Annotated in this window: 14 protein-coding genes; 8 read left to right on the top strand and 6 right to left on the bottom strand. The window is 49.4% G+C overall.

The window, feature by feature from the left end:
* Positions 1–72 precede the first annotated feature (72 nt).
* The gene (locus tag ACLIN2_RS12060) at positions 73–1,032 is read right to left on the bottom strand and encodes a tetratricopeptide repeat protein (RefSeq protein ID WP_411504150.1); all 960 of its coding nucleotides are present in this window, start codon (positions 1,030–1,032) and stop codon (positions 73–75) included.
* A 59-nt stretch (positions 1,033–1,091) separates the two neighbouring features.
* A complete protein-coding gene (locus ACLIN2_RS12055) occupies positions 1,092–1,466 on the bottom strand; it encodes an ATPase (RefSeq protein ID WP_092268031.1) in 375 nt (124 codons plus the stop codon).
* A 179-nt stretch (positions 1,467–1,645) separates the two neighbouring features.
* Here ACLIN2_RS12055 and ACLIN2_RS12050 point away from each other — a divergent pair, with 179 nt between their 5' ends.
* The 3 genes from ACLIN2_RS12050 (at position 1,646) to ACLIN2_RS12040 (ending at position 3,423) form a co-directional block, all read left to right on the top strand.
* The gene (locus ACLIN2_RS12050) at positions 1,646–2,089 is read left to right on the top strand and encodes a DUF2621 domain-containing protein (RefSeq protein WP_092268030.1); all 444 of its coding nucleotides are present in this window, start codon (positions 1,646–1,648) and stop codon (positions 2,087–2,089) included.
* 69 nt (positions 2,090–2,158) lie between these two features.
* A complete protein-coding gene (locus tag ACLIN2_RS12045; protein ID WP_092268029.1) occupies positions 2,159–2,404 on the top strand; it encodes a hypothetical protein in 246 nt (81 codons plus the stop codon).
* 227 nt (positions 2,405–2,631) lie between these two features.
* Positions 2,632–3,423 (top strand): DUF2935 domain-containing protein, encoded by a 792-nt coding sequence (locus tag ACLIN2_RS12040; protein ID WP_411504149.1) that lies wholly within the window; start codon positions 2,632–2,634, stop codon positions 3,421–3,423.
* Between the two features lie 127 nt (positions 3,424–3,550).
* On the opposite strand, the gene ACLIN2_RS12035 is transcribed toward ACLIN2_RS12040, so the two are convergent.
* Positions 3,551–4,123 (bottom strand): DUF502 domain-containing protein, encoded by a 573-nt coding sequence (locus ACLIN2_RS12035; RefSeq protein ID WP_092268027.1) that lies wholly within the window; start codon positions 4,121–4,123, stop codon positions 3,551–3,553.
* A 97-nt stretch (positions 4,124–4,220) separates the two neighbouring features.
* On the opposite strand from ACLIN2_RS12035, the gene ACLIN2_RS12030 reads away from it, so the two are divergent.
* Together ACLIN2_RS12030 and ACLIN2_RS12025 are read left to right on the top strand one after the other, a co-directional pair.
* A complete protein-coding gene (locus tag ACLIN2_RS12030) occupies positions 4,221–5,066 on the top strand; it encodes a sulfurtransferase (protein WP_400582135.1) in 846 nt (281 codons plus the stop codon).
* Positions 5,063–5,857: a DUF817 domain-containing protein gene (locus tag ACLIN2_RS12025; protein ID WP_411504148.1), complete on the top strand. Its 795-nt coding sequence runs from the start codon at positions 5,063–5,065 to the stop codon at positions 5,855–5,857. Before ACLIN2_RS12030 ends, ACLIN2_RS12025 begins: the two co-directional genes overlap by 4 nt.
* A gap of 66 nt (positions 5,858–5,923) precedes the next feature.
* On the opposite strand, the gene ACLIN2_RS12020 is transcribed toward ACLIN2_RS12025, so the two are convergent.
* Positions 5,924–7,090 carry an MFS transporter gene (locus tag ACLIN2_RS12020; RefSeq protein ID WP_411504147.1) on the bottom strand — a complete coding sequence of 389 codons (1,167 nt, stop codon included), beginning with the start codon at positions 7,088–7,090 and terminating at the stop codon, positions 5,924–5,926.
* Between the two features lie 188 nt (positions 7,091–7,278).
* On the opposite strand from ACLIN2_RS12020, the gene ACLIN2_RS12015 reads away from it, so the two are divergent.
* The gene (locus ACLIN2_RS12015) at positions 7,279–7,809 is read left to right on the top strand and encodes a GNAT family N-acetyltransferase (protein WP_411504146.1); all 531 of its coding nucleotides are present in this window, start codon (positions 7,279–7,281) and stop codon (positions 7,807–7,809) included.
* Between the two features lie 184 nt (positions 7,810–7,993).
* Here ACLIN2_RS12015 and ACLIN2_RS12010 read toward each other — a convergent pair whose 3' ends face one another.
* The gene (locus ACLIN2_RS12010; RefSeq protein WP_411504145.1) at positions 7,994–9,592 is read right to left on the bottom strand and encodes a peptide chain release factor 3; all 1,599 of its coding nucleotides are present in this window, start codon (positions 9,590–9,592) and stop codon (positions 7,994–7,996) included.
* Positions 9,593–9,769: 177 nt separating this feature from the next.
* On the opposite strand from ACLIN2_RS12010, the gene ACLIN2_RS12005 reads away from it, so the two are divergent.
* The gene (locus ACLIN2_RS12005; protein WP_411504144.1) at positions 9,770–11,290 is read left to right on the top strand and encodes a carboxypeptidase M32; all 1,521 of its coding nucleotides are present in this window, start codon (positions 9,770–9,772) and stop codon (positions 11,288–11,290) included.
* A 91-nt stretch (positions 11,291–11,381) separates the two neighbouring features.
* Here the strand turns inward: ACLIN2_RS12005 and ACLIN2_RS12000 are convergent, their stop codons facing one another.
* Positions 11,382–12,008 carry a LysE family translocator gene (locus ACLIN2_RS12000; RefSeq protein WP_411504143.1) on the bottom strand — a complete coding sequence of 209 codons (627 nt, stop codon included), beginning with the start codon at positions 12,006–12,008 and terminating at the stop codon, positions 11,382–11,384.
* Positions 12,009–12,552: 544 nt separating this feature from the next.
* On the opposite strand from ACLIN2_RS12000, the gene ACLIN2_RS11995 reads away from it, so the two are divergent.
* Positions 12,553–12,933: an SET domain-containing protein gene (locus ACLIN2_RS11995; protein ID WP_122960539.1), complete on the top strand. Its 381-nt coding sequence runs from the start codon at positions 12,553–12,555 to the stop codon at positions 12,931–12,933.
* Positions 12,934–13,045 lie beyond the last annotated feature (112 nt).

Raw genomic sequence — 13,045 nt, 5'->3', positions numbered from 1 at the left:
CACCTAACACTGCTACATCCCGAAAACAAAAAACGCCCGGACACATGGCGCGGGCGCTCTTATTGCTTTTTGCTATTTCCAGATTTTCCACCAGCTTTTTTTGGTGCCTGCATCGGCAGGTTGGCTTTGTGCCACTTTTGCTGCCGCCGCTGCTTCCACTTCCTGGGCGCCAGGTACACGCAAGAGGAAATGATCGACCATCGGCTTGTAGTTGTCTGCCAGCTGCTCCTGCATGGTGCGGAGAATGGCGATAGCCTTTTCCTTCTGGTCCGTTGCAATGAGCGCATTGGCATAGTTGAATCCAGCATACGGGAACGGGAAATCCGGAGTCCAAAACTTTTCGCAAATCTGGATCAGCTGATAGACGTAGCCAGCTTGTCCGAGCTCACCGGTCACAGTCATTACGACTTCAAATCGATCCTTGGCACCTTCAATGGCCAGCGTATACCAATGCATGGCTTTCAAAAGGTTCTCTTCGGTCAATGCCAATCTCGCCAGGTGCAGCTGTGGACGCCAGGCGCCTTCTTTGCCAGCTAGCGTCTCGAGCTGCTGTCTCAGCTCTTCTTTTCGGCCCGATTGCAGGAAGCTTTCCACGAACATATTCAAGCCGTTTTCCTGATTCGGGTCTTTATGCAGACCTGTATTCAGCGTTTCAAACGCTTTGGCTTCATCGCCCTCATAGGCGTAGATTTTTGCCAGGTTCGTACAAGCTGTGCCGGACGAAGGGAAGCGCTCGAGGCAATCACTCAAGATCGCTTTTGCCCGATCAAACTCCCTCGCCTGCATATGGACGACTGCACGAAAAATGAGCGCAGACTCAATCGGACCGTACAATTCCAAAAGTCGGTTGGCCGCAACGGCTGCCTGCTCATGAAATTGCTCCTTCACCAATTCCATCGCAAAATCGCGAAGCTTTTCTTTATTGTCCCAGTACATGTCCAAGTTATGGGGGATCACTTTTTTCTGGTAGTCCTCTCGGGACATATCGATGGTTTGACCAAACTCATTGGTAAACGACACAAATTCAGACATGTAACGGCCTCGCTTTCATTTCCTCTGCAATTGTTTCAAGAAGCTGTCGCTCCCTGGTTTTAAATCCAAGCCTTCATATTTACTTTACGAATAAAATCCTCTACTGATTCCTTTACAGGTTCGTCATTTGCCTCTTCTTCATCCTGCAAGCCCACCAGCTGACGGAAAAGGGCCTCGTTGCGCGTAGCCAGAGCAAAGTCGAGCAGCGCTTCACGTGAGATCCTCTCTGCCTCTTCTTCAAGCAGCTTCGCCTCGAGGGCGATGTCCTCTTCAACAACAGGGTACTGCTTATCTATTTTTGGTATGCGAACCACCCAAGCAAACGCACTGTCAGGATTCCGGTCGCGTGCGATCAAGTAACCGTATTCGCCCAATGGCAAGCCTTGCTCAAAGGAGTCGGCAACAATGACGACGCGTTGTCCTAGCTTGAACATGAGCGTCAACTCCCTAAAAAGATTAATTCTAATCATACTAAATTGTATGTGTTCTTGGGAAGAGCAAACCGGCAGGATGGGCTTTTACATAAAAAGTTTGTTGCCGTGCCAAAAATACGGTAAACTTCTATATAGCAAACATTTTCCTGTAAAAAGTACGCTTAACGAGGTGCCGAAGCATGTCACAAATGTCTACAGGGTTTTCCCTGTTTATCGTCGGCTGGTCCGTTCTTCTCGTGGGTTTAATGGGGATCGGCGGCTATTTCATGTTCCGCAAATTTTTAAAATCAATGCCGAAAAAAGACGGCAAATCCGATCTAGACTGGCAGGACTATTACATCGATCAGACACGCTCGCTTTGGACAGAGGACGGACTCACCCTGCTCAACGAACTAGTCGATCCTGTCCCTCAGCTTTTCCGGGACGTGGCTAGACGCACGATCGCAGGAAAAATCGGCCAGCTCGCTTTGGAGGAAAAAGCTTCTTCTATCAACATCGACCTGATTGTCAAAGGTTATATCCTCGCTACGCCAAAACGAGATCATAAATTTCTGATCTCGCACTTGAAGGATAAGCAGATCGACTACAAGCGCTATGAGCATTACCTGAACGTCGAGAGCTGATCGTTTTTGAAACCACTCACCCACTCATCCGTATTACATGGTAGATTCATCGCCAAGGAGAAGATGCGGATGACAGTCATTCTAACCATATTGGGGATCGGCCTGGTGCTTTTCATTATCGCTGCCGTTATTGTCGTAGTTCTACTGAAAAAAGGGGCAAGCTTCCTCTGGAACATGGGCGGGAGACACTACCGGCACTACAGCAGCAGTGATTACAAGCGCCGCGGCCCATTTTGGTCACATGGACATAAATCATATGGGCATCATCATTACCGCAGAAAGCATAGCAGTCACAGCGGATTTTTCAGCAGCTGATCTAAGAAGGCTGTCCTTTGAAGAGTGAAATCTCTTTGAGGGGCAGCTTTTTTCATGCTCCACATAAAATTGGGCTACCTCATGCCAAAATATTAGGTTATTGCCTATTCATCGAGATGGGTAAACACATAGAAATACAGAGTATCCCGCGTGGAAGAAGCGTCATCCAAAATAAACATCCAATAATTCTTAAATGAGCTTTGGATAAAATACAATAGGAGGTATGTATGGCTGACCAATTTGTCGTGAGGTCTTTAGAAGAGATACGTTTCTGGTCGCGAATCATGAAAGAGCATTCTCTCTTTCTGAAATTAGGATTTAATTGCGACGATACACAATTGATAAACGAGGCTGATCGGTTTTACAGGGTCTTTGAGGATATTGAAAACCGCTCCAATTCCTACTCCGCTGATTCTGATCCACAAACGATCTACGAATTTAACAATATCGTTCATCATGCAGTATGCCATATTTGGGCCTTTAAACGAAAGGTACTCGGCCTTATCCTTCACTGCAAAATACTGGGCAATAATTTTCCGTTGCTTGTCGATCATGTAAGCAGGGAAGCGAACTATTTCATGAAACGTCTGGAGCAGCTCAATACAGGAACGCTGGACGCTTTGCCTGATGCCGTTATTAATGAAAACGTGTTCTTCCTGCGAATCATGGCCGATCATGCTAAGTTTATTAACCATCTTCTGGACCCCTCGGAAAGAAAGCTGGTGGAGCAGGCACGGGATTTCAGTCATGACTTTGACCAGCTGCTGTTCCAAGCCATAGATCTCGATTCTATGCGACCCCAATCCCAAACCCAGCCACTTCTCAACCAGTTTGTGGATCAAAACCGCGTTTCTGTTCGCCAGCTCCGCGATTTCAAGAAGACCGCCCATGAATTAATCGAGGCATGCAGAATCAAAAGCATCATCCCTCCCTTATTGGCTGACCACGTGTTCCGTGAAGCGTCCCATTTCTTAGAGATACTAGATTCGTTCGATCATGCTTTAACAAAGGCTCGTTAGCAAAGATCGGACGCACATGCTAACCCACAAGTAAGCACTCCCGCACATTTTCAATCGAAATCGAGCCTGCACGGGATCATAAAAACGAGTTCGACGGGGAAACGAATAAAAGCCGATGCTCCTTATTTTAGGAGATCGGCTTTTTCGCTGCATTCTCTGCCTTTCCTGAAACCCCGCCCGACACGAGAAACGCCATCGCTTCCGAGCTTTCTACATCGAGCGGCTGAACTTGCTCGCTCGGAAACAGCAAAAGATTCCCCGCAAAATTGTACGACTGCGGCAGATAGACGGCTACATGGTCTTCCAAGCCGTATGCTTCCATGCTTTCCTTTGTGATAAAACCGATTGCTTTCGCACTGCCCTCCTTGGAGAGCGTGACCAAGACCGGCTTGTCAAAGCTTTTCTTCTCGCCCACGAATGCCCCGATCAGATCCTTGATGGATGTGTAGATCAATTTGATGAAAGGGACTTTCTCAAATACTTTGGATACGAGTGACAACACCCCTCGTGTCAGCACGTTAGATGCGAGAAAACCGATGACCGTAATACCAACGATGGTCAGAACGAACCCCACACCAGGGATTCCCAGACCAAGCCAGCTATCTACCGTGACAAAAATCGTATACAAAATATAGATCGTGACGGCTAGCGGAATGACGTATAGCAAGCCCTCCAGGAAATATCGAATAAAACGTCTCATGACTCGGCTCCTTCCCCACAAACTAACCAGAATATTGTACCCTATCTAGTTGCTCTTCTGCTATGATGTAGGGAAAAAAGTGAAAGTAGGGAGATTCATGCAAGCACTCGTCTCACCGCAATGGCTGCACGAGCATCTTCACGACGACCAGATCGTCATCGTAGACTGCCGTTTCAATCTGAGCCTCGCAGAAGCAGGTTCTGAAAGCTTTGAGCAGGATCATATTCCAGGCGCTCTCTACTTCCATCTAAACCGCGATCTTTCCGGCCCGAAAGCGGAGCATGGCGGTCGCCATCCACTGCCTGAACCTGAAACGTTTGCTGCGTTCCTCTCTCAAAACGGCATTGATGAACAGACAACGGTAATCGCCTACGACGATCAGGAAATGGCGATGGCCGGTCGACTCTGGTGGCTCCTGCGTTATTTGGGACACGAAAAAACAGCTGTTCTGAACGGTGGCTATGCCGCTTGGAAAAACGCAGGCTATGCGGTTACGGCAGAGGTTCGCACACCGACTCCGCGCACCTTCATGCCACATGTACGCTCCGAAATGCTCGTCGATATAAAGGGCGTGCGCGAAAGAAATCCGGAAACCATCCTGCTCGACTCCCGCGCCGGTGAACGCTATCGAGGTGAGGTCGAGCCGCTCGACCCGAAAGCAGGCCATATCCCGGGCGCTCGTCATTTCTTCTACAAGGACAACCTTGGTTCGGATATGACCATGCTGCCGATTGACAAACTGCAGGAGCGAGTCGCTCCCTTTGCCGATCAGGAAGTCATCGTCTACTGCGGATCCGGTGTGACCGCATGCACGAACCTCCTTGCCCTGCATGCTGCTGGTCGCACAGATGTGAAGCTTTACGCAGGCAGCTGGAGCGATTGGAGCTCCTACGATTTGCCTGTTGCAGTCGGCCCTACTCCAGCTGACGAGATCAAAGAGTGATTCGTGCCTTTCGCCTCCTGCTGCACTTTGGCTACCAGGAGGCTATGTCCTGTCTGTTTCCGGTATTTATCTTCGCGTCACTCGCCTTGTCCAAGTTCGTGACGATACCCGGTCTGGGCAGATACGATCTCTTGCTTATCCTTTGCCTGTTGTTTCAAGTCGTCATGGTGAAAACCGGTCTGGAGACCAAAGACGAGCTAAAAGTGATTACCGTTTTTCACCTGATCGGCTTGGCATTGGAGATTTTCAAGGTGCATATGGGCTCGTGGGGATACCCTGAAGAGGCATACAGCAAAATATTCGGCGTTCCGCTGTACAGCGGTTTTATGTATGCGAGTGTCGCGAGCTATTTATGCCAGGCTTGGCGTCGTCTGGACGTCTCCCTGACAGCATGGCCTGCTCCTTGGTTAGCTGTTCTACTCGGAGCCGCGATCTATCTCAATTTCTTTGTCCATCACTTCTGGGTGGATATTCGCTGGTACCTGATGGCCGCGATCTTCGTCGTCTTCTGGCGCTCGCGAGTCCATTTTCGCGTCGCGGAGGAGCGACTGTGGATGCCTCTTCCCCTCGCTTATTTTCTGATCGGGTTCTTCATCTGGATCGCCGAAAATATCGCTACGTTTTTTGGCGCCTGGTACTACCCGAACCAGCGAAATGGCTGGGAAATCGTCCACCTCAGCAAGATCAGCTCGTGGTTTTTGCTGGTCATTGTCAGCTTCATTATCGTGGCCCAGCTCAAGCATGTGAAAAGCCAGATTACGCAAGGCAACCCCAAATCGAAGCAGCGTTAGCCATCGATCTGCATGGCAAAGGCATTCCCCGTCAGACCTGGGAATGCCTTTTCTTTTTATGCAGTGCTATCGGGTGACTCCACTGAGAATGATCCGGTGAATCCCCCCAGCCAAGCATACCCCTGCCGTCACGAAAAAGGCGATGAAATACGAGTGGTGCCAGTTGCCAATCAAACCAGCAATAATGGGACTCAGCACCGCTCCCATGGAGAGGATCGCCGAATAGATGCTAAATACACTGCCGTACAGCTCTCGCGGAGAATGTACGGTAAGCATCGTCGCAAATGCCGGGAACAGCATTCCAAAGCAGGCTCCTAGCAAAAACATCATGATCTGGAGTGGGATGGCTACCCCGATCGCCATCGTGTACAGCAGCAGACTCAAAACGGCTAGTCCTGCAAACGCACGTTGCTCAATGGATACCTTGTACAACCAGAATTGAACGAGGATGGCCAGTGCCCCCAGCCCTTTCAGGCTGAAGAGAACTCCAGTGACAGCAGGTGAAAGTCCTTGCTTCTGGATCAATAGCGGAACCTCATAAATAATCGTCCCTTGCGCGTAGATGATCGCAAAGCCACCTAGAAATGCGGGATACAGTAACCGATTTTCCAGGACATGCGTTAAAGTCCCTTTCCCACCCGGCTTCTTTTTAGCGGCAGCGGCGGAACTGCTTGGCTCAATCAAACTGCCGGGTACCCTGGCTGGCAAAACCAATCCGGCAAATACACCTGCGATCAGCATGATATAGCCCAAGATGATGAAGGATTGACTATAGCCAAATTGGACAGCCAAAAAACTGCCCACTGCAGGCGATACAATCCCTGCCGACGTAAGCACCAGTCCTTTGTTGCCCATGATTTTCCCTTGCTCGACAGCAGTCTTGCCCGTCTCACCAAGCAATGCCGAGCAGGCAGGGGAAACGAAGGCCATCAAAAAGCCGAGCATGAGACGAAAGGCAAAAAATCCTCCTGTGTGCTGTACGACCCCTTGACCAATCAGCATAACCCCTGCTAGCATCAAGCCTCCAGAGATGAACCACTTTTTCGGGTATCGATCCAAAAAGGGTCCAGCCAGCAGATTTCCGGTCAGATTGCTGATGGCATATCCCCCCAGAACAAAGCCAATCATTGCTGCTGAGACGCCCAGGATGTTTAAATACGGCGCCAATAGCGGCGTCTGTGCGTGCATGTCAAATGAAACGAGGAACAACACGACAAACAGGAGAACCCTCAAGGCATTCTCCTCCTCTCCTTGGGTGTTACAGACCTTTGTCCCAATATATGAGGGGAGTCGTCCAAATAGGATAACGGGGTTGATATTTTAACATGTGACCAAAAAAAGAAATGATGGAACGATAAAGGAATTTCTGCCAGGTATGTCAAAGACATCAACTTCTGCATTTCTGAAAGGATGTGATCTGCTTGATCGTACTGGAAACCGAACGCCTCTATCTTCGCTACCAGACACTGGACGATGCCCCCTTTATACTCGAGCTGGTAAACGACCCAGCCTGGCTGCAGTTTATCGGCGATCGTGGTGTTCGGACACTCGATGATGCGCGCTCCTACATTGCCAATGGCGCTATCAAATCATATGAACGAGACGGATTTGGCTTTTATCTTGTGGAACGCAAAGAAGACCACACTCTGCTAGGCATGTGTGGCCTGGTCAAAAGAGAGGGGCTAGAGGATGTCGATATCGGCTTCGCTTTCCTTCCTGACTATCGCTCCAAAGGCTATGCGTACGAAGCAGCATCCGCCGTCATGCAATACGCGAAGGAAACTCTCGGTCTAACCAGAGTGGTCGCTATTACGACGCAAGACAACCACTCGTCTGGCCGTTTGCTGGAAAAGCTCGGCCTGCGGTTTGAACGTCTGGTCCAAATGCCGAATGATACTGAACTGTTAAGGCTGTTCGTCTACGACGCTTCTCCTGCCAGCACCACTCTCTAGGAAGTATCATGCTAGGTGATTTTGTGCTGTTAGTGAAGCGGATGAGCCTGCCTCGTTCTGTATTATTTGAGCAAGTGAATGGCGGGCAGCTTTTTGCATAGGCTCCTCCCTGGTTTCGTGAAAAAAAGGGTCTCACCTGTACTGGGAGCCCCTTTTCGCCTTATTTGATAGTTTTGTCTTGCCCTTATGACAGGACGGATTTCAAGCCCAGCGAGCTCTCGTGGAACTTGATCGACGAATGCTTATCCATCGCTACCCGCAGCTGGTATTCGCTTTCGAACAGCATGACCGGACGACCGTAGCGATCTGTTACAATCTTGTTTTTGAGTGCGTCAATCGCAGCCTTGTCGCCTTCCAGCCAACGAGCGATCTGGTAAGGCATGCGAGTCAGCATGATGTCGACTCCATACTCAGCTTTGAGACGGTATTCCAAGACCTCGAACTGGAGTACCCCGACCACGCCCAGGATCAGCTCTTCCATCGGATGCGTACGGAACAGCTGGACTGTCCCCTCTTCCGTCAGCTGCATGATTCCTTTTTGGAACTGCTTGTGCTTCATCGCATCTTTTACCATGACTTTGGAGAAAAACTCCGGCGAGAAGTGCGGCATTTCTTCGTACTCGAATGACTGCCCCACACAGAGCGTATCGCCGATCTGGAAGATGCCCGGGTCAAACAAACCGATCACATCGCCCGCGAATGACTCATCGACAATCTCGCGGTCCTGCGCCATGAACTGCACGGGCTGCGCCAGCTTGATATCTTTGCCCAGACGCACGTGCTTCACAGACATGCCGCGTTCGAATTTGCCGGAGCAAATGCGCAGGAATGCAATGCGGTCGCGGTGAGCCGGGTTCATGTTTGCCTGGATTTTGAAGATGAAGCCAGAGAACGCATTCGAATACGGATCGATCAATCCGGCGTTGCTTTTCTTAGGCGACGGCGGAGGTGCCATTTGCAGGAAGTTGTCCAGGAAGGTTTGTACCCCGAAGTTGTTGATCGCACTTCCGAAAAAGACAGGAGTCAGCTCTCCTTTTGCAATCAGCTCTTCGTCGTAATCGTCCCCTGCCACATCCAGCAAGGAAACTTCATCTTGCAGCTGCTGCCACAGCTCCTGTCCGACGCTCTCACCGATCCGCGAGTCTTCTGCCCCCTCTACAGGGAAAAAGGAGATCTCCTCGTGCTGCGTGCCCGTTTGGTACAGCTCTACGCGGGATTTCATCCGGTCGTATACCCCGCTGAAGTAGCTGCCCATTCCAATCGGCCAGTTCATCGGATACGAACGAATCCCCAGCACACGCTCGATTTCTTCCAGCAGCTCGAAAGGATCTTTCCCGTGACGGTCCAGCTTGTTGACAAAGGTAAAGATCGGGATCCCGCGCATGCGACAGACCTTGAACAGCTTGATCGTCTGTGCCTCGACCCCTTTGGCGACGTCGATAATCATCACGGCCGCGTCTGCAGCCGTCAAAGTCCGATACGTATCTTCACTGAAGTCCTGGTGACCAGGTGTATCCAAAATGTTGATATGATGCCCTTTGTATTCAAAGTCCATCGCGGAGGACGTCACGGAAATTCCGCGCTTTTTCTCGATCTCCATCCAGTCGGAGGTCGCATGCTTGGAGTTTTTCCGTCCTTTGACCATCCCCGCTTCACGGATGGCTCCGCCGTAATAGAGCAGTTTTTCCGTCATCGTTGTTTTACCCGCATCCGGGTGGGAGATGATGGCAAAGGTGCGTCGTTTCGCTATTTCCTTCTCCCATTGGGGATTGATTTGACTCATCTTCATTCTCCTGTCATGACAAGTAAGTAGCCTCATTCTTTTCCTTACGATTATACCGACATTTTCGTGCTGCATCCACCTAGTATTTTTCCGCAAAACCATTATAATGTGTAGTAGTAAAAATTTTTTGACTGCATTCAAGAAAGTACATACGAAAACGATATCAGGAGGGACCTCATGTCGACCAATCTGGAAGCACGTTCAACCGCTTTTCGAGCGTATGTGAAAAAGCTGTCGAGCTACAATCAGGCTATCGCCGTCCTTCATTGGGACAAGGCTACCCAAGCTCCCCGCAAAGGAATGGAAGCGCGTTCCGAGGTCATTGGTACATTGGCTGGCGAACAGTTCAAGCTAGCGACCTCAAAAGAAATGGAAGAGTTTCTGGAGACGCTGAGTGAGCCCGAAGCTCTGGAAGCTCTTGACGAAGTAACCCGTCATACGGTTCTCGAATGCAAAAAGGAATATGACCGCAACAAGCAAATTCCCGCAGCCAGATACCAAGAGTACGTCATTTTGACTTCACAGGCAGAGACCATCTGGGAAGAAGCACGGGAAAAAGATGATTTCTCCCTGTTCCAGCCTTACCTCGAAAAAATCGTCGACTTCCAGCTTGAGTTCATCGACTACTGGGGGCACGACGGAAAAAACAAGTATAACACACTTCTCGATCTCTACGAACCCGGCATGACCGTCGATCAGCTAGACCCGATCTTCACTACCTTGCGTGAGAAAACGGTGAAGCTGGTGGCCGCGATTGCGGAGTCACCGAATAAGCCTGACACCTCTTCCTTGAAAAGACACTTTCCAGTAGCAGAACAGGAAGCCTTCAGCCGCTTCGTTTTGGAACGCATTGGCTACGACTTCCAAGCAGGTCGCATGGACCGCAGCGCCCATCCTTTCTGTACTTCATTCAACCCAGGAGATGTGCGCATCACGACCCGCTATGATGCCAATGAATTCAATACAGCTCTGTTCGGCTCCATCCATGAAGCAGGGCATGCCATGTACGAGCAAAATATCAATCCAAGACTGTTGTTTACCCCATTGTGCGATGGTACTTCCATGGGTATTCACGAATCTCAATCCCGCTTCTGGGAAAACATGATCGGCCGCAGCCTGCCTTTCTGGAACGGCTTGTACAGCGATCTGCAAAAAGCATTCCCTGCCCAATTCGACGGGGTCAGTGTAGACGGGTTCTATCGCGCGATCAACGAAGTCACTCCGTCTTTCATCCGTATCGAAGCGGATGAGTTGACGTACAATCTCCATATCATGATTCGTTATGAGATCGAGAAAGGCTTGATCAACGGTACGCTGAAAGTCGCTGATCTGCCTACAATATGGAACGAAAGAATGCAAGAATACCTGGGGGTTACTCCTCCGACAAATGCACTCGGCGTGCTGCAAGACATCCACTGGTCTGGTGGGAGCTTCGGCTATTTCCCTACGTACTCCTTGGGGAACGTCTATGCTGCTCAGTTTGCCCACGTGATGGAGCAGCAAATCGGCGGCTATCACGACTTGCTTGCCAAAGGAGATTTTGCTCCCATCCGCGAGTGGCTGAAAACAAACATTCACCAGTACGGAAAAATGAAGAGCCCTCAAGAGCTTGTTCAAGCCATTACCGGTGAAGGTACCAATGCCACCTACCTGATGGATTATCTGGAGAAGAAGTTCTCTGCCATCTATCAGCTATAAGGAATCCTCGTTGACATGAAAAAAGCGTTCCTCTTTGGAGGAGCGCTTCTTGTTTGTAGAAGCAGGAGGTTGTCCCGCTATTTCTCGCAGCTCAGCTGGGAGCTTTTTCAAAGGCAAGCTTGATTCCAAATGCGACGAGAACAAATCCGGAGATCCCCTGTATGGCCCGCTGTGTGGACGGTTTCTTCATCCAGTTGCGAATGTAGTTGATGAACGACACGTACAGGATGAACCACAGAATCGTAAGCATGGAGTACGTCGCGCCCATCAGCAAGAATTGCAGAAACGGCTTGGTCCCAGCCGATAAAAATTGCGGAAGAAATGTCAAGAAAAAAACCGCAACCTTGGGGTTCAGCAGATTCGTCAGCAGCCCCTGACGAAACGGAGATTTATGCTTGTATTTGCTCTGCTGCTCCTCCTGCTCCGTTCCTTTGTTCTTTTTCAACGCCCAGATGGAGGTAAGGCCGAGGTAAATCAAATACACGGCACCGACGTATTTAAAAACAGAAAACAGGACTGCCGATTTGACCAGGATCGCCGAAAGCCCAAACACCGCCGCCAAAGTATGGAAGACCAAGCCAGTCGTGATGCCGAAGACCGTTTGAAACCCACCCTTTTTTCCGTGCGCAATCGTGTTTTGCGTGGCGAGGCCAGTATCGGGACCAGGAAGAATAATCAGTAAAATAGACATGACGACGAACAACCAAAAGTTTCCCATCTTCCATTCCTTCCCCTCTGCATGAAAATGATGTGAATCACTTTAACACAAATGGAGAATGGTGAAAATACTTGATTTGTGATTTCCACGCCACTAGACTCAGGGCCAAATGGATGAGGATGCAGGGAGTGTCCATAAACGATCCTTGCTACATCCTCGCGTCATTCTATAAAAAAGGCAGTTCAATCCCGGCTGCCTTCATGCATAGTTCTCCGTTTTTACAACTTGTTATATTCCTCTTCTGAAACTGGCTCCAACCATTCCGGTACCTCCAATAAATAGCACGACAATTTCATTAAGAAAACCTCTACCGAGGCTTGTTCATGGAGGAGCGACCGCGTTTTAGCGGAAAGTTTTACCGAAGTGATGCCAGAAGCTGACGCTGAGGCACTTCGTCATGCGTTCCAGAATTCATAAGCATTACGCTTATAAATTCTTATACGTTAAAATAAATGGAAACCATTGCTTTCGCTCCAATCAACTGTCATGCTTAAGTAAAATAAGAGACAACGTGTTCTCGACAAAGAATGTGCAGGTGATTGAAATGCTTACCGTAAAAACTTCCTCCCTCAGTAATGGCGATCTCAATCGGGGGGTATTTGCCACAAAAGATATTCGCAAAGGAGAACTGATTCACGAAGCACCCGTTCTCCCTTATCCCAATGCGGAGCATGAGCATATTGAGAAAACCATGATTGCCGACTACGCTTTTGAATATGGGGCTAACCACACTTGTATCCTTCTGGGCTACGGCATGCTGTTCAATCACTCCTATGAACCGAATGCTGTGTATGAAATCAATTTTGACAACCACACCTTTGATTTCTACGCCTATACGGACATCAAGGCGGGAGAAGAAGTGCTGATCAACTACAACGGCGATGTCGATAACAAAGATCCCCTCTGGTTCTACGAAGAGGAGTAATCGTTTGCCGTATCCCTGAATTTTCGTACTAAATTTATGCTGGCCGTTCGTTATGACGGCCTTTTTTCATTGGACAACTAACAGTTTAGCTCCAAACGATCTCCCCTTCCCT

It is taken from the genome of Brevibacillus centrosporus (assembly GCF_046622605.1).
Lineage (GTDB): Bacteria > Bacillota > Bacilli > Brevibacillales > Brevibacillaceae > Brevibacillus > Brevibacillus centrosporus.
The sequence above is the reverse complement of the archived record's forward strand: the minus strand, read 5'-3'. Positions and strand labels throughout refer to the sequence as shown.